Here is a 16224-nt window from a genome sequence, read left to right as displayed (position 1 = left end):
ATGAACAGGTTAAACTGCGTAACCTCACGGTGCAGCAAAACCTGCAAATTATGCGAAGCCGCATTGAAGAGCTTGGGATCACCGAAGCCTTAGTGCAGCGCCAAGGTGAGCACCGTATTCGCATTGAATTGCCCGGTGTACAGGATCCCGCTGCGGCAAAAAATGTGATAGGCGCTACCGCGAGTCTGGCATTTTTTGAGGTAAAAGAAACTGGCTCAGTTAATGCGATGACACTTAAGGATAAAGCGGGTAATCCAGTTTACGTTGCCAGAACCCCAGTGTTAGGTGGCGATCATATTGTGGATGCAAGAGCGAGTATTGGCGAGATGGGGATGGCTGAAGTCAATATCCATCTTGACCGGATCGGCGGGCAGAAAATGTCCCAGTTTTCTCGCGCCAATATCGGTAAACCTATGGCGACCTCCTATAGCGAATACAGCCTTGATGAGCAAGGTAAGGCTAAGCAAACTCAAGAGATCATCAGCGTGGCAACGATTCAATCCCAACTGGGGGATCGTTTTCGTATCACCGGAGCCGGAACCTACCAAGAGGCGCAGCAGTTAGCGCTGTTATTGCGAGCGGGCTCAATGACGGCTCCCGTCACTATTGTGGAAGAGCGTACCATCGGCCCAACGTTAGGTGCTGAAAACATAGCAAATGGCTTTGCGGCGCTTGGGTTAGGCATGGGGATCACGCTTGTCTTTATGGCGCTGTGGTATCGCCGCCTAGGTTGGGTTGCCAATGTAGCCTTGATTGCCAACATGATTATTTTATTTGGGTTATTAGCCTTGATCCCCGGCGCTGTACTGACCTTGCCCGGGATCGCGGGGCTAGTATTAACCGTGGGGATGGCGGTGGATACCAACGTACTTATCTTTGAGCGAATTAGAGATAAGTTAAAGGAAGGGCGCAGTTTTGCGCTGGCCATTGATACTGGATTTGATAGTGCCTTTTCAACGATTTTTGATGCTAACTTCACCACAATGATCACCGCCGTCGTGCTGTATTCCATCGGCAATGGGCCCATTCAAGGCTTTGCCTTGACCTTAGGCTTAGGTCTTTTAACCAGTATGTTTACGGGTATCTTTGCGTCACGGGCGCTGATCAACCTCGTTTATGGCCGTGATAATAGCCGTCGTGTGAGGGTATAACCATGAAAAAGATAAATTTGACTCAATGGCGCTATATCACTAGTGCTATCTCGGTGTTGTTGATGATAGCGTCCCTGACCATTATCGGGGTGAAAGGCTTAAACTGGGGCTTAGATTTTACTGGTGGCGTTGTCACGGAAGTGCAGCTAGATAAAAACATCACCAGCAGTGAGTTACAGCCGTTGCTCAACGCCGCTTATCGACAGGAGGTTAGCGTGATTTCAGCGAGTGAACCTGGCCGCTGGGTGTTACGCTATGCAGATATCAAGCGTGTTGATACCGAGCACAGTCATATTGATGTACAGCAAGTGTTAGCGCCACTCGGGTCGAGGGTACAGGTGCTTAATTCGAGTGTGGTAGGGCCACAGATTGGACAGGAGTTAGCCGAGCAAGGTGGGCTCGCTTTGCTGGTGGCCATGTTGTGTATCCTTGGATATCTGAGTTATCGCTTTGAATGGCGCCTTGCATCCGGAGCGATATTTGCCCTTGTACACGATGTTGTGTTTGTACTGGCTTTTTTTGCTTTGACTCAAATGGAGTTTAATTTAACGATACTCGCGGCAGTGCTGGCGATTTTAGGCTATTCCCTGAATGATTCGATTATTATTGCTGATCGTATTCGCGAATTATTGATTGCTAAGCCTCAATTACCGATACAAACCATTAATAATCAGGCCATTGTCGCGACATTTTCGCGAACGATGGTGACTTCTGGGACAACCTTAATGACGGTTGGAGCCTTATGGATTATGGGCGGAGGACCATTGGAGGGGTTTGCTATCGCGATGTTTATTGGGATTTTAACTGGAACATTTTCATCTATATCAGTAGGGGCCTCATTACCCGAGTTGTTAGGGTTAACCTCTGAGCATTATCAAGTACCGCAGCTTAGCGATACCCCATAACCTAGGCAAGATAACCTAAAAACAACAGGGCCACTCAAGTGAGTGGCCCTGTTGTTTTGGCGCTAATTTGGCTTATTTATCTTGGACTAACCGGCCAAGAGATTAAGCTTACTTGGCTTTTGGCAGAGCAATCTTCATTTCCGGTGATTGACGATAAATCACCAAAATATGACCAATAAGTTGCACTTTTGCAGATTGAGTTTCACGTACTATGGCATCAACGATGGCATTTTTAAGCTCTCTGTCAGCAGAGGCTACTTTCACCTTTATCAGTTCATGATAAGCGAGCGCGCTTTCAATTTCAGCGAGTACACCTTCAGTCAGGCCATTGGCACCAAGCAGCACCACTGGCTTTAAATTGTGCGCCAGAGCTTTTAAATGCTGTTTTTGTTTGGTTGTTAAGTTCATTTCTACCAACTTTTGCTGAGTTACTGTTGAAAAACCGCTATTCTACCCTCATATAGCTCTTGTGTAACTCTCAATTGTTGCGGATTTTAAATGTCAGGTAAAAAACGTACGGCCAGTTCCAATCGCTGGATGCTGGAACACTTTGATGATCATTATGTCAAACTAGCGCAAAAGCGAGGACTGCGTTCACGCGCGGCCTTCAAGCTTGAAGAGCTTCAGCAAAAAGATCAACTCATTCGGCCAGGAATGACTGTTGTCGATCTTGGGGCTGCGCCTGGCGGTTGGTCGCAGGTTGCGGTCAAATTAGCGGGTGATAAAGGCAAAGTGATCGCCTGCGATATTTTGCCGATGGATCCGATAGTGGGTGTCGACTTTTTGCAAGGGGATTTTCGTGAAGAAAAAGTCCTAGAAGCATTGCTTACCCGCGTGGGTGCGGATAAGGTTGACGTAGTGTTGTCGGACATGGCGCCCAACATGAGTGGTTCCGACGGAGTCGATCAGCCGCGAGCCATGTATTTAGTCGAACTTGCGTTAGATATGTGTCATCAAGTGTTGGCACCTAATGGCAGTTTCGCGGTCAAAGTCTTTCAGGGGGAGGGCTTTGACGAATATATGAAAGCGGTCAAAGAGGCGTTTAAAGTAGTAAAAACACGTAAACCGGACTCGTCGCGGGCACGCTCCCGTGAGGTCTATCTTGTGGCGACAGGGTACAAGTTGTAGTACCCTAGCGTTAATCATCGCAAGACTTTATGAGGTCTAGTAATTTGAGTGACATGGCAAAAAATTTAATACTCTGGGTTGTCATCGCCGTCGTGCTGATGTCAGTGTTTCAGGGTTACTCCCCCTCTTCTTCGTCAGCGCAGAAGATGGATTATTCTACCTTCCTTGACAATGTCCGTGATGGGCAGGTCGCTACGGTTGAAATTAAAAGCGATCAGCGCACCATTGAAGGCGCTAAGCGAACGGGTGAAAAATTCACCACCATCATGCCATTGTATGATCAAGATTTAATTAATGATCTTGACCGTAAAGGCATCACCATGAAAGGTCAAGAAGCTGAAGAATCAGGGTTCTTAACCCAGATCTTTATTTCTTGGTTCCCGATGTTGCTGCTGATTGGGGTATGGATTTTCTTTATGCGCCAGATGCAGGGCGGCGGTGGCAAAGGCGCGATGTCCTTTGGCAAGAGCAAAGCCAAGCTGATGAGCGAAGATCAAATCAAAACCACTTTTGCTGACGTCGCTGGCTGTGATGAAGCCAAAGAAGAAGTGAAAGAACTCGTTGATTATCTGCGCGATCCAACTAAATTCCAAAAATTGGGTGGCCGCATTCCCACGGGCGTGCTGATGGTGGGCCCACCAGGTACAGGTAAAACCTTACTGGCCAAAGCGATTGCGGGTGAGTCAAAGGTGCCTTTCTTCACTATTTCGGGTTCAGATTTCGTCGAAATGTTCGTCGGTGTCGGCGCATCCCGCGTGCGTGACATGTTCGAACAGGCAAAAAAATCAGCGCCTTGTATCATCTTTATCGACGAGATTGACGCCGTCGGTCGCCAACGTGGCGCCGGATTAGGTGGTGGTCATGATGAGCGTGAACAAACCCTTAACCAAATGCTGGTTGAGATGGATGGCTTTGAAGGCAACGAAGGTATCATCGTCATTGCGGCAACAAACCGTCCAGATGTACTCGATGCCGCATTGCTGCGCCCGGGGCGTTTTGACCGTCAAGTGGTGGTTGGTCTGCCAGATGTTCGCGGTCGTGAACAAATCCTGAAAGTGCATATGCGTAAAGTGCCACTTTCGGAAGATGTTAAAGCAAGCGTGATTGCCCGCGGTACACCGGGATTCTCTGGGGCCGATTTAGCTAACTTAGTTAACGAAGCGGCGCTATTTGCCGCACGCGGTAACCGCCGTGTGGTTGGCATGGAAGAATTTGAGCGCGCAAAAGACAAGATCATGATGGGTGCTGAGCGCCGTTCAATGGTGATGTCCGAAGCGGAAAAAGAAATGACCGCTTACCATGAAGCTGGTCATGCGATTGTGGGCTGTTTAGTGCCGGAGCACGATCCTGTGCATAAGGTTACCATTATTCCCCGCGGCCGCGCATTGGGTGTGACCTTCTTCTTGCCCGAGGCCGACGCTGTCAGCCAGAGTCGCCGCAAGTTAGAAAGTCAAATTTCGGTGGCCTACGGTGGTCGTTTAGCGGAAGAAATTATTTACGGCACTGATAAAGTCTCAACGGGTGCGTCACAGGACATCAAATACGCCACCTCCATTGCGCGTAATATGGTGACTCAGTGGGGCTTCTCGGACAAGCTTGGTCCATTACTGTATGCCGAAGAAGAGGGCGAGGTGTTCTTAGGTCGCAGCATGGGGAAAGCTAAAGCCATGTCCGATGAAACCGCAACGATTATTGATGCGGAAGTGAAAGTCTTTATCGATAAAAACTACAATCGTGCGAAGCAAATATTGACTGAAAACCTCGATATTTTGCATGCGATGAAAGAAGCGTTAATGAAGTATGAAACCATTGATTCACTTCAAATTGATGATTTAATGAATCGTCGAGAAGTGCGTCAACCTGCCGATTGGCAAGTCGACGATAATGGTTCTAACGACAAAGGTAGTGGCCGTGGTGAATCAGTCGTCAAAGACGAAAGCGTGGCTAGCACCACCACAGATGCGGACGTAAAGGGCACCGATGAGCCCGCGATTAAGTAATTAACCGCAAGTGAAAGAAAACCCCGTAAAGGGGTTTTCTTGTTTTATGGGATAGTTGACTGCGCTGTCATAGAGGATTATTGGCGCTAGCCCTTCTTACCTTAGCTGTGCGGTGTAGAATATCGTACTTAGTACTTAGTACTTAGTACTTAGTACTTAGTACTTAGCACTTAGCGCTTAAAACTTAAAACTTAAAACTTAAAACTTAAAACTTAAAACTTAAAACTTAAAACTTAAAACTATAGCGTTGAGCATGCGCCGAGCTGTGGCAAGGCTGTTCCGGATAGCGCCGCCACTTTGCCCTAGGCTTCCTATTTTTCGGGAGCATTTTTAGAACAGTGTGTTTTTGATGGAGTAACTGCGTGTTTGAACTGATTTCTGGCACTAAACGCCTTGTTATAGACAGTCCCTTGGTGATGGGAATTTTAAATGTCACCCCTGATTCATTTTCCGATGGCGGCCAATATTCTTCCTTCGAACTGGCCTGTCAACATGCCGATACCATGGTGAGCCAAGGCGCACAATTTATTGATATTGGTGGTGAGTCCACTCGGCCAGGGGCGGACGAGGTGAGTCTTGACGCTGAATTAGCCCGCGTATTGCCACTGATTGAATATGTTGCGGCAAAGCATGATGTCTGGATTTCTATCGATACCAGTAAACCAGAGGTCATGCGTCAAGCCGTGAACGCTGGAGCGCATTTAATCAATGATGTTCGCGCGCTAATGGCGCCGCAGGCGCTTGAAATGGCGGCACAGTTACAGGTGCCAGTGTGTTTGATGCACATGCAGGGCAAACCGCGCACGATGCAACTCGCCCCTGACTATCAAAACGTGGTCGCGGATGTGGCGAGTTTTTTGACTGAGCGTATCCAAGCGTGTATTGCGGCGGGGATCTCGCGGGAGCAGCTGCTCATCGATCCGGGTTTTGGTTTTGGTAAAACCGTAGAGCATAACTATGAGTTGCTAGCAAAATTGCAGCATTTTCAGCAGTTTGACTTGCCAATGTTGATTGGGTTATCTCGTAAAAGCATGATTGGCGAACTGCTTGGCAAACCGATAGGTGAGCGCCTTGCCGGCAGCCTTGCCGGAGCGATGCTCGCGGCGCAAAATGGCGCACAGATTATTCGAGTGCATGACGTGGCCGAAACGGTGGATGTGCTTAAAGTGTTGCAAGCGACACAAGCCTATTGACCTGCATGACCGCTAAATTGCAGATTGCAGTAGGCTTTTATTAAGCCTGGTATGACGATTATGATCCCAAAGCATTGGGGCACATTTAAGTTTGTGGGGAATTATGAAAGAACGTAAATTTTTTGGAACAGACGGTATTCGTGGCAAAGTCGGTTCAGGGCAAATGACGCCTGAGCTTGCCCTCAAGTTAGGCTGGGCGGCGGGGCGCGTGTTGTCCCGCAGTGGCACTAAAAAAGTCATCATTGGTAAAGATACCCGTATCTCTGGGTATATGTTTGAGTCGGCCTTAGAAGCGGGGTTGTCGGCTGCGGGACTTAATGTGATGTTAATGGGCCCGATGCCAACACCAGCGGTAGCGTATTTAACTCGCACTTTTCGCGCCGAAGCCGGGGTGGTGATCAGCGCCTCCCACAATCCGTATTATGATAACGGCATTAAGTTTTTCTCTAATGATGGTAGTAAGTTAGACGACAATCTTGAGCTTGAAATTGAGGCGGAATTAGAAAAACCTCTCGAATGCGTTGAGTCTCATTTGCTGGGCAAGGTTTCTCGTATTGAGGATGCCCGTGGCCGTTATATTGAGTATTGCAAAGGAAATTTCCCTGCCGAGCATACGCTAACCGGGTTAAAGATTGTGGTTGATTGTGCACACGGTGCAACTTACCACATTGCTCCTGCGGTGTTTCGTGAGTTGGGTGCCGAGGTGATTGCCATTGGCGATAAGCCTAACGGTGTCAATATTAATGACAAGGTCGGCGCTACCGCTATGGGGAAAATTTGTGAAACCGTGTTGGCCGAAGGCGCTGACTTAGGGATTGCACTCGATGGTGATGGCGATCGCATTATGATGGTCAATCGTCACGGTGAGGTGATTGATGGCGACCAAATTCTGTACATCTTGGCCTGCGATGCAAAAGCCAGAGGCGTGTTACGCGGTGGGGTAGTGGGGACGCTGATGTCTAACCTCGGCCTCGATTTAGCCTTGCAAGCCTTAGATATTCCCTTTGCCCGCTCGAAAGTGGGTGACCGTTATGTGATGGAATTGCTTAAAGAACTCGATTGGCGTATTGGTGGTGAGAATTCAGGACACATACTCAATTTGGATCATGGCACCACGGGTGATGGTATTGTTGCTGGTATTTTAGTCTTGGCTGCGATGCGTCGGCAAAATGCGACACTCGAGCAATTAACCGCACCGATGAAGATGTTGCCGCAGGTATTAGTCAACGTGCGGTTTGAAGGCGAGCACGATCCACTGAGTTCTGACGCCGTTACCGCTGCGCAAGCTCAGGTAGAGGCGCAGTTAGGCGAACGTGGCCGAGTATTACTGCGTAAGTCAGGCACCGAGCCGCTAATTCGTGTGATGGTCGAGGGGGATGATCGTGACACAGTATTAGCCTACGCTAATTTGATTGCCGATGCGGTAAAAAGCGCTGGTTAATGGGTGGCAAGTTTGCCATAACGTGCAGCTGATACCGATTAAAAATAAGGTGTTAGCTGCATAAATGACCATAAACGAGCGCTTGCGAGCAAAAAACAAGCGCTCGAAGCTAAAGTGATAAAAAAATCGAATTTAGCTATTGTAACTTACTAAGTGGTTCGCTATTATTCACGCCGCTTTCAGAGGAGATAGTGATGGCACTCAGACGTCCTATGGTAGCGGGCAATTGGAAGATGAACGGCAGTGTGGCATTAGCCCAAGAGTTGTTTAAGAAATTTGCCTCAAAGCTCCAAAATGATTCAGCTGAAGTGGTTTTATGCCCGCCTTCTATCTATCTAGAGAGCGTACGGCAACTGCTAGAAGCAAACAAGGAAGCATTAGATGGTTCACTTGTTAGGATGGGCGCGCAAAACCTAAGTCAACATGACTTTGGCGCTTATACCGGTGAAGTTTCAGGTCAGATGCTCAAAGATTGCGGATGTCGATATGTGATTATCGGGCATTCAGAACGTCGCCGTATGTACGGAGAGACGAGTAATATCGTAGCGGAGAAATTTGCCGCTGCACAAAAGCACGGTTTAACCCCCATATTGTGTGTGGGTGAGTCGGGTCCGGCACGTGAAGCAAGACGCACCTTCGAGGTGATTGCGGAAGAGTTGGATGTAGTGATCCAAAAAAATGGCACTATGGCTTTTGATAACGCTATTATCGCCTACGAGCCCCTTTGGGCAGTAGGAACAGGTAAAAGTGCTACACCAGAGCAGGCACAGGAAGTTCATGCGTTTATTCGCAAGCGTCTCTCTGAGGTATCTCCATTTATCGGAGAAAACATCAGGATACTCTACGGTGGTAGTGTAACACCGAGTAATGCTGCGGATTTATTTGCCCAGCCTGATGTTGATGGTGGACTGATTGGCGGTGCTAGCTTAAACTCTAGCGAGTTTTTAAGCCTGTGTACTATAGCGATGAGCGCATAATATGTATGAAGTTCTATTAGTTGTTTACTTGTTGGTGGCATTAGGTCTAATCGGCTTAGTCTTGATTCAGCAAGGTAAGGGTGCTGACATGGGGGCCTCGTTTGGCGCCGGTGCTTCAGGAACTCTGTTTGGTTCGAGCGGTTCAGGTAATTTCCTTACACGCTCAACGGCGATTCTGGCCATTGCGTTCTTTGCGTTAAGTTTGCTGATCGGCAACTTAAGTGCTAACCACGCAAAAAATGAAGATACATGGAATAATTTAGGTTCAGACACTGAGCAGGTTACTCAACCTGTTGAGCAAGGAACCGAAAAGTCAGAAAGTAAGATCCCTGACTAAGTTAAAGAGTTATGCCGAGGTGGTGAAATTGGTAGACGCGCAGCCTTGAGGTGGCTGTGTCCTAACGGACGTGCGGGTTCAAGTCCCGCTCTCGGCACCAAATTATAACTAAGATAATCCGATGTAAGTTTATCTTAGTTATTGCAAGTAGTGGCAATAGTCCATATACTTGCACGCAGTTGACGCGGGGTGGAGCAGCATGGTAGCTCGTCGGGCTCATAACCCGAAGGTCGTCGGTTCAAATCCGGCCCCCGCAACCAGCTCCTAGTAACGAAGTAGTTTGATTTCGTTATGGTTTACAGGTTCTTGACGCTAATGACCTCGTGATTACGGGGTTTTTTGTTATCTGGGACTTTTAAATTTGTCGTATAGTTATACGGCGTTGTACTAGGGCTATTAAGCCCTTTTTTGTTTTTTCCGGGGGTCAATCTTGGCAACATTAGAATCCAGACTGGTAGAAATGCTCAAAGTACCTGTGGAAGCGTTAGGCTTCCAACTCTGGGGCATTGAATATGTTCAAGCGGGTAAGCATTCCACGCTGCGAGTGTTTATTGATGGCGAAAATGGTATCAATATCGAAGATTGCGCCAATGCCAGTCGTCAAGTCAGTGCTGTACTCGATGTTGAAGACCCCATCTCGACCGAATATACCCTAGAGGTCTCTTCTCCTGGCGTTGATAGGCCTTTGTTTACTGCAGAGCAGTATGCCGCCTACGTTGGGGAGGATGTTAAGGTTCAACTGACTATGCCGGTCGCGGGTAGTCGTAATTTAAAAGGTGCCATTAGCAAGGTTGAAGGGCAAATGCTCTCACTGAATGTGAATGGTAAAGAGCTCGTTGTCGCCCTGGATAATATCCGTAAAGGCAACGTAATCGCTAAGTTTTGATGGTTTCAAGGTGAACGAGGCAAGACGTGATGAATAAAGAGATTCTGCTAGTCGCTGAAGCGGTTTCAAATGAAAAGGCCGTTCCACGCGAGAAAATTTTTGAAGCGCTGGAGATCGCTCTGGCTACTGCAACCAAGAAAAAATACGAAGGCGATATCGACGTCCGTGTTTCTATCGATCGTAAAACCGGTGGTTATGAAACCTTCCGTCGCTGGATGGTCGTTGATGATCACGGTGAAGCCTTAGAAAATCCATTCCGCGAAATCACGCTTGAAGCCGCGCGTTATGAGAATCCAGACATTCAACCTGGCGAATACATTGAAGATGATATTGAGTCTGTGGTGTTCGATCGGATTACGACTCAGACCGCAAAGCAGGTCATCGTACAAAAAGTGCGTGAAGCTGAGCGCGCCCAAGTGGTTGAACAGTTCCAAGATAAAGAAGGCGAGCTCATTACCGGTGTAGTGAAAAAAGCCACCCGTGAAAGCGTGGTCGTGGATTTAGGCAATAACGCCGATGGCGTGTTGTTCCGTGAAGATTTAATTTCTCGCGAATCTTTCCGCCCAGGCGACCGTGTTCGTGCATTGCTTTATTCAGTCCGTCCTGAAGCCCGTGGAGCACAGTTATTTTTAACTCGTACTAAGCCGGAAATGCTGATCGAGCTCTTTCGCGTTGAAGTGCCAGAAATTGCCGATGAGCTGATTGAAGTGATGGGTGCGGCGCGCGACCCAGGCGCTCGGGCGAAGATCGCGGTGAAATCCAATGATCGCCGTATCGACCCTATCGGTGCGTGTGTCGGGATGCGCGGTGCTCGTGTACAAGCGGTTTCAAATGAACTCGGTGGTGAGCGTGTTGATATCGTATTGTGGGATGATAATCCAGCGCAATATGTGATCAATGCCATGGCTCCTGCCGATGTGGCCTCTATCATAGTAGATGAAGATAACCATTCGATGGATATCGCCGTTGAAGCGGATAGTCTCGCTCAAGCCATTGGACGTAATGGCCAGAACGTACGTTTAGCGACTCAACTGACCGGTTGGGAACTGAATGTTATGACAGTGGAAGACATGAACAAGAAACATCAGGCTGAAAGTGCCAAAGTGATGGAACTGTTTATCAATTCACTGGATGTCGATGAAGATTTTGCACAAGTACTTGCGGATGAGGGCTTTACGTCGCTCGAAGAAATCGCTTATGTACCTGTGTCTGAACTATTGGCGATTGATGGTTTTGACGAGGATCTCGTTGAAGCTTTACGTGAACGTGCAAAAGCGGCGATCTCAACTCGAGCTCTCGCCTCTGAAGAAGCACTGGATGGTGTGGAGCCAAGTGACGAGTTATTAGCACTTGAAGGTGTTGAAAGACACTTAGCCTATGTGTTAGCAAGCAAAGGTATTGTGACTCTAGAAGACTTGGCTGAACAAGGCATTGATGATTTGATCGAAATTGAAGAATTGACAGAAGAAAAAGCAGGTGCGCTCATCATGGCTGCCCGCAACATCTGTTGGTTTGGCGAAGAAGCATAAGTCGATCAACAGGGGGATTTAACTGATGGCAGATACTACCGTAGAGAAATTGGCCACGGAAGTGGGTAAAAGTGTTGAGCGTCTGATAGAGCAATTCTCTCAGGCAGGAATTAAGAAAGGCCAAGCTGATAAAGTCTCTGAAGCTGAAAAGCAGCAGTTACTGGATTACCTAAAAAAGCAACACGGTGCCGATAGCGCCCCGACTAAGATGACGTTGCAACGCAAAACGGTATCAACCTTGAGCGTAGCGGGTAACGGCGGTCAATCTAAAGATGTAAAAGTGGAAGTGCGTAAAACTCGTACTTTCGTGAAGCGTGATAATGATGCAGTGCTGAAAGCGGAAGAAGAGGCAAAAGCCAAAGCTGAAGCTGAAGCATTAGCAAAAGCAAAAGCCGAAGCGGAAGCGGCTCAAGCGGCCAAGGCGAAAGCCGAGGCAGAAGCTAAGGCTAAAGCAGAAGCTGAAGCCAAGGCAAAAGCCAAAGCGGCGGCAGAAGTGAAAGTCACTAAAGAAGTCTCTCCAGAAGCAGAAGCAGCGCGTATCGAAGCTGAGCGTTTAAAAGCAGCGCAAGAAGCCGCGACGAAACGTAAGCAAGATGAAGAAGCGGCCAAAGCGGCAGAAAAAGCCCGTTTGTTAGCCGAAGAAAACTCGAAGCGCTGGGCGGAAGAAGAACGTCAACGCCTTGAAGCTGAAAGAAATGGCGATCACCACATCACTACGTCTAAAGTTGCGCGTGCGGCGGAAGATACTTCTGATCTGGATGAAGAAAAACGCGGACGTCGTGCTCGCAATAAGAGCAATGCCAAAAAACGTGGCGGTAAAGATGCCCGTGATGGCCGTGAAAAGCATATGCGTAACCGTAGCACCGCGCCTGAATCGATGGCTCATGGCTTTAACAAGCCTGTGGCCGCGGTCAGCCGTGATGTGCGTATTGGTGAAACCGTAACCGTATCGGAACTCGCGCATTTAATGGCGGTTAAAGCGACTGAAATCATCAAACAAATGATGAAAATGGGCTCAATGGTAACGATCAACCAAGTGTTAGATCAAGAAACCGCCCAATTAGTTGCTGAAGAGATGGGTCATAAAGTGGTGCTCATTCGTGAAAACGAATTAGAACATCAAGTCCTGTCTGACCGTGATGAAGACGGTGGCGTCAAGCTTGAGTCTCGTGCGCCAGTAGTGACCATTATGGGTCACGTTGACCACGGTAAAACCTCATTACTTGACTACATTCGCCGCGCGAAAGTGGCTGCGGGTGAAGCCGGTGGTATTACTCAGCATATTGGTGCATACCACGTTGAAACCGAAAACGGCATGATCACCTTCCTTGATACCCCTGGCCACGCGGCATTTACCGCGATGCGTGCTCGTGGTGCCAAGGCGACGGACATCGTTGTGCTGGTTGTGGCAGCCGATGACGGCGTGATGCCGCAAACCATCGAAGCGATTCAACATGCTAAAGCCGGTAACGTGCCGTTAATCGTGGCGGTGAACAAGATGGATAAGCCGGAAGCGGATATCGATCGCGTGAAGAGTGAACTGTCTCAGCATGGCGTGATGTCTGAAGATTGGGGCGGGGACAACATGTTTGCCTTCGTTTCGGCGAAGACCGGTGAAGGGGTTGACGATCTGCTCGAAGGCATCCTGCTGCAAGCTGAAGTGTTGGAACTTAAAGCGGTACGTGACGGTATGGCTGCCGGTGTCGTGATTGAATCACAGCTGGACAAAGGCCGTGGCCCGGTTGCTACCATTTTGGTGCAAGAAGGCACATTACGTCAGGGCGATATCGTACTGTGTGGTCTCGAGTACGGTAAAATCCGAGCGATGAAGGATGAAAATGGCCGTGCAATCACGGAAGCGGGCCCATCTATCCCAGTAGAAATTCTGGGTCTGTCTGGCGTGCCGTCAGCAGGTGATGAAGCAACTGTTGTGCGTGACGAGCGTAAAGCCCGCGAAGTTGCCCTGTATCGTCAAGGTAAATTCCGCGATGTGAAATTAGCGCGTCAGCAAAAATCTAAGCTGGAAAACATGTTTGCTAACATGACCGAAGGCGAAGTGAAAGAACTGAACATCGTTCTGAAGGCAGACGTTCAAGGTTCACTCGAAGCGATTACCGACTCATTAATGGGTCTGTCTACCGACGAAGTGAAAGTGAATATCATTGCCCGCGGTGTGGGTGCATTAACGGAAACCGATGCCACATTAGCAGCGGCTTCTAACGCGATTATGGTTGGCTTTAACGTCCGTGCCGATGCGCAAGCGCGTAAGACCATCGATAGCGAGAGCGTTGACTTACGTTACTACAGCGTTATCTATAATTTGATTGATGAAGTGAAAGCGGCGATGACAGGTATGCTGTCTCCTGAATTCAAGCAACAAATTATTGGTCTGGCTGAAGTGCGTGATGTGTTCAAGTCACCTAAGTTGGGCGCGATCGCCGGCTGTATGGTGACCGAAGGCACCATCAAACGTAGCGCGCCAATTCGCGTACTGCGTGATAACGTGGTGATCTTTGAAGGTGAGCTTGAGTCTCTGCGTCGCTTTAAAGATGACGTGAACGAAGTTCGCAACGGTATGGAATGTGGTATCGGCGTGAAGAACTACAACGATGTTCGCGTAGGCGACCAAATCGAAGTGTTCGAAACCGTCGAAGTGGCACGAACTCTGTAACGATAAAGAGGGCGGCATTAGCCGCCCTTTCGATTTAATGACATAAGCTATGGTACAAATATTATGGCAAAAGAATTCAGTCGTACACGTCGTATAGCGCAGCAACTTCAACAAGAGTTGGCAGTGGTATTGCAACGCGACATGAAAGATCCCCGTATTGGCTTTGTAACTGTCAATGACGTCGATGTTTCCCGTGATTTAAGTTACGCCAAAGTGTTTGTGACTTTCTTTGAAGAAGACAAAGAAGTCGTGCAGGAAAAGCTTAACGCGCTGATCACCGCTGCGCCTTATATTCGCACTTTGGTGGCTGGCCGCATGAAATTACGTGTGATGCCAGAACTGCGTTTTGTCTACGATAGTTCCTTGGTGGAGGGGATGCGCATGTCGAATCTCGTCAGCCAAGTGATCAATCGTGATAAAGCCAAACAACAACAGTTTGGCAGTGCTGATGATACAGCAGACGATGACAGCGCAGATCCAATTAGCGATGTGGAAGGTAAAGTGTAATGGCTCGTCGTCCTAAAGGTCGTTTTATTGATGGTATCGTTTTGTTGGACAAAGCCACTGGCATGAGTTCCAACTTTGCCTTACAGCGGGTAAAGCGCTTTTTTAATGCCAATAAAGCCGGACATACTGGTGCACTTGATCCTCTCGCGACGGGCATGTTGCCGATCTGCTTGGGGGAGGCGACTAAGTTTTCCCAGCATTTGTTAGATGCTGATAAACGTTACCTCGTCACGGCAAAATTGGGCCAGCGTACCGACACGAGCGATTCTGATGGCGTGGTGGTGCAAACCCGTCCGCTTGAGTTTACTCAGGAGCAGTTATTGAGCGCGCTTGAGCACTTTCGTGGGGATACCCAGCAAGTGCCTTCGATGTATTCTGCGCTTAAATATCAGGGGCAACCTTTATATAAATATGCCCGAGAAGGCATTGAAGTTCCTCGAGAAGCACGCCCGATAACGGTATTTGAGCTGAATTTTATTAAGCTTGAAGGGGATGAATTAACCTTAGATATCCATTGTTCTAAGGGAACTTACATTCGCACCATTATCGATGATTTAGGCGAGATGCTCGGTTGCGGAGCGCATGTGGTCATGCTGCGCCGTACTCAAGTGGCGCAGTATCCTTACGCCAACATGGTGACACTTGAGCAGCTTGAAGCCTTGGTCGCTAAAGCGCAGGAACAACAGCTTGATCCAAGTAGTTTGTTGGATCCTCTACTGCTGCCAATGGATACCGCAGTTGCAGACTTTCCTGAGGTCAATGTGCCAGAGGCCAGCGCTGCGTATTTAATGCAAGGGCAGGCTGTACGAGTGGCGGGCTTAGAGGCTGACAAACTTGTACGAATTACATTAGGTGCTGAACATCGATTCGTTGGCATTGGTTCGATGAATGAGGATGGTTTACTTGCGCCTAAGCGCTTGATTGTTATTCATGATGATACCGCTACACTGTAAATCCTTGATTGCCTCATTCATGGCTGCCTGTTATTGCACTGGGGCAGGATTATAGGTAGAATAGCGCGCCCTCTGGCTGAGTTAGTGATCGGCTAGAGATTCATACTATATATTTGGAGAGACACATGTCACTAAGTACTGAAGCAAAAGCAAAAATCCTGGCTGAATTTGGCCGTGGCGAAAACGACACTGGTTCAACTGAAGTTCAAGTTGCTTTGTTAACTGCGCAAATCAACCATTTACAAGCTCACTTCAAAGAGCACATCCATGATCACCATTCACGTCGTGGTCTGTTACGTATGGTTAGCGCGCGTCGTAAGTTAACTGCTTACCTGAAGCGTACAGATGCAGAGCGTTACAATGCACTGATCCAAAAGTTAGGTCTACGTCGTTAATTTCACGTCGACTAACGTAAAAAAGGAGGCTTAGCCTCCTTTTTTATTGCCTTAAATATTAAGGGCTTTATTTTAATCTACCGTCTACCGTCTACCGTCTACCGTCTACCGTCTACCGTCTACCGTCTACCGTCTACCGTCTACCGTCTAC

The 16224-nt window shown here is 48.3% G+C and carries 15 protein-coding genes and 2 tRNA genes; 16 read left to right on the top strand and 1 reads right to left on the bottom strand.

Annotated elements, in window-relative coordinates; all coding sequences use genetic code 11:
* Both secD and secF read left to right on the top strand, forming a co-directional pair.
* Nucleotides 1–1151 (top strand): protein translocase subunit SecD (gene secD, locus ACRCZA_RS16310; RefSeq protein ID WP_438675431.1); only part of this gene is annotated, 1151 nt, incomplete at its 5' end.
* A gap of 2 nt (nucleotides 1152–1153) precedes the next feature.
* Nucleotides 1154–2056, top strand: a complete 903-nt coding sequence (secF, locus tag ACRCZA_RS16305; protein ID WP_438675430.1) for a protein translocase subunit SecF — start codon at nucleotides 1154–1156, stop codon at nucleotides 2054–2056.
* 108 nt (nucleotides 2057–2164) lie between these two features.
* Here secF and yhbY read toward each other — a convergent pair whose 3' ends face one another.
* Nucleotides 2165–2464 (bottom strand): ribosome assembly RNA-binding protein YhbY, encoded by a 300-nt coding sequence (yhbY, locus tag ACRCZA_RS16300; RefSeq protein WP_438675429.1) that lies wholly within the window; start codon nucleotides 2462–2464, stop codon nucleotides 2165–2167.
* 90 nt (nucleotides 2465–2554) lie between these two features.
* On the opposite strand from yhbY, the gene rlmE reads away from it, so the two are divergent.
* The 14 genes from rlmE (at nucleotide 2555) to rpsO (ending at nucleotide 16073) form a co-directional block, all read left to right on the top strand.
* Nucleotides 2555–3184: a 23S rRNA (uridine(2552)-2'-O)-methyltransferase RlmE gene (rlmE, locus tag ACRCZA_RS16295; protein WP_011625490.1), complete on the top strand. Its 630-nt coding sequence runs from the start codon at nucleotides 2555–2557 to the stop codon at nucleotides 3182–3184.
* A gap of 29 nt (nucleotides 3185–3213) precedes the next feature.
* A complete protein-coding gene (gene ftsH / locus ACRCZA_RS16290) occupies nucleotides 3214–5184 on the top strand; it encodes an ATP-dependent zinc metalloprotease FtsH (RefSeq protein WP_438675428.1) in 1971 nt (656 codons plus the stop codon).
* Nucleotides 5185–5546: 362 nt separating this feature from the next.
* Entirely contained in the window at nucleotides 5547–6377 is an 831-nt protein-coding gene (folP, locus tag ACRCZA_RS16285; protein ID WP_438675427.1) for a dihydropteroate synthase, read from the top strand.
* Nucleotides 6378–6480: 103 nt separating this feature from the next.
* Nucleotides 6481–7818: a phosphoglucosamine mutase gene (glmM, locus tag ACRCZA_RS16280; protein ID WP_438675426.1), complete on the top strand. Its 1338-nt coding sequence runs from the start codon at nucleotides 6481–6483 to the stop codon at nucleotides 7816–7818.
* Between the two features lie 194 nt (nucleotides 7819–8012).
* On the top strand, nucleotides 8013–8795 hold the full coding sequence (gene tpiA, locus ACRCZA_RS16275) for a triose-phosphate isomerase (RefSeq protein WP_438675425.1): 783 nt from the start codon (nucleotides 8013–8015) through the stop codon (nucleotides 8793–8795).
* A gap of 1 nt (nucleotide 8796) precedes the next feature.
* On the top strand, nucleotides 8797–9132 hold the full coding sequence (gene secG / locus ACRCZA_RS16270) for a preprotein translocase subunit SecG (protein WP_438675424.1): 336 nt from the start codon (nucleotides 8797–8799) through the stop codon (nucleotides 9130–9132).
* A gap of 13 nt (nucleotides 9133–9145) precedes the next feature.
* A tRNA-Leu gene (locus ACRCZA_RS16265) sits at nucleotides 9146–9232 on the top strand.
* An 83-nt stretch (nucleotides 9233–9315) separates the two neighbouring features.
* Nucleotides 9316–9392 (top strand) — tRNA-Met (locus tag ACRCZA_RS16260).
* A gap of 170 nt (nucleotides 9393–9562) precedes the next feature.
* Nucleotides 9563–10018, top strand: coding sequence for a ribosome maturation factor RimP (gene rimP / locus ACRCZA_RS16255; RefSeq protein ID WP_438675423.1), 456 nt, complete (start codon nucleotides 9563–9565; stop codon nucleotides 10016–10018).
* A 29-nt stretch (nucleotides 10019–10047) separates the two neighbouring features.
* Nucleotides 10048–11547, top strand: a complete 1500-nt coding sequence (gene nusA, locus ACRCZA_RS16250; protein WP_438675422.1) for a transcription termination factor NusA — start codon at nucleotides 10048–10050, stop codon at nucleotides 11545–11547.
* Nucleotides 11548–11572: 25 nt separating this feature from the next.
* Nucleotides 11573–14218, top strand: a complete 2646-nt coding sequence (gene infB, locus ACRCZA_RS16245) for a translation initiation factor IF-2 (RefSeq protein WP_438675421.1) — start codon at nucleotides 11573–11575, stop codon at nucleotides 14216–14218.
* A gap of 63 nt (nucleotides 14219–14281) precedes the next feature.
* Nucleotides 14282–14725: a 30S ribosome-binding factor RbfA gene (gene rbfA / locus ACRCZA_RS16240; RefSeq protein ID WP_438675420.1), complete on the top strand. Its 444-nt coding sequence runs from the start codon at nucleotides 14282–14284 to the stop codon at nucleotides 14723–14725.
* Nucleotides 14725–15678, top strand: a complete 954-nt coding sequence (gene truB / locus ACRCZA_RS16235; RefSeq protein ID WP_438675419.1) for a tRNA pseudouridine(55) synthase TruB — start codon at nucleotides 14725–14727, stop codon at nucleotides 15676–15678. Before rbfA ends, truB begins: the two co-directional genes overlap by 1 nt.
* Nucleotides 15679–15803: 125 nt before the next feature.
* Nucleotides 15804–16073: a 30S ribosomal protein S15 gene (rpsO, locus tag ACRCZA_RS16230; RefSeq protein WP_438675418.1), complete on the top strand. Its 270-nt coding sequence runs from the start codon at nucleotides 15804–15806 to the stop codon at nucleotides 16071–16073.
* Nucleotides 16074–16224: the final 151 nt, after the last annotated feature.

Origin of the sequence: Shewanella sp. (assembly GCF_051658185.1) — a bacterium.
Lineage (GTDB): Bacteria > Pseudomonadota > Gammaproteobacteria > Enterobacterales > Shewanellaceae > Shewanella.
This window is presented reverse-complemented; position numbering and strand designations above follow the sequence as displayed.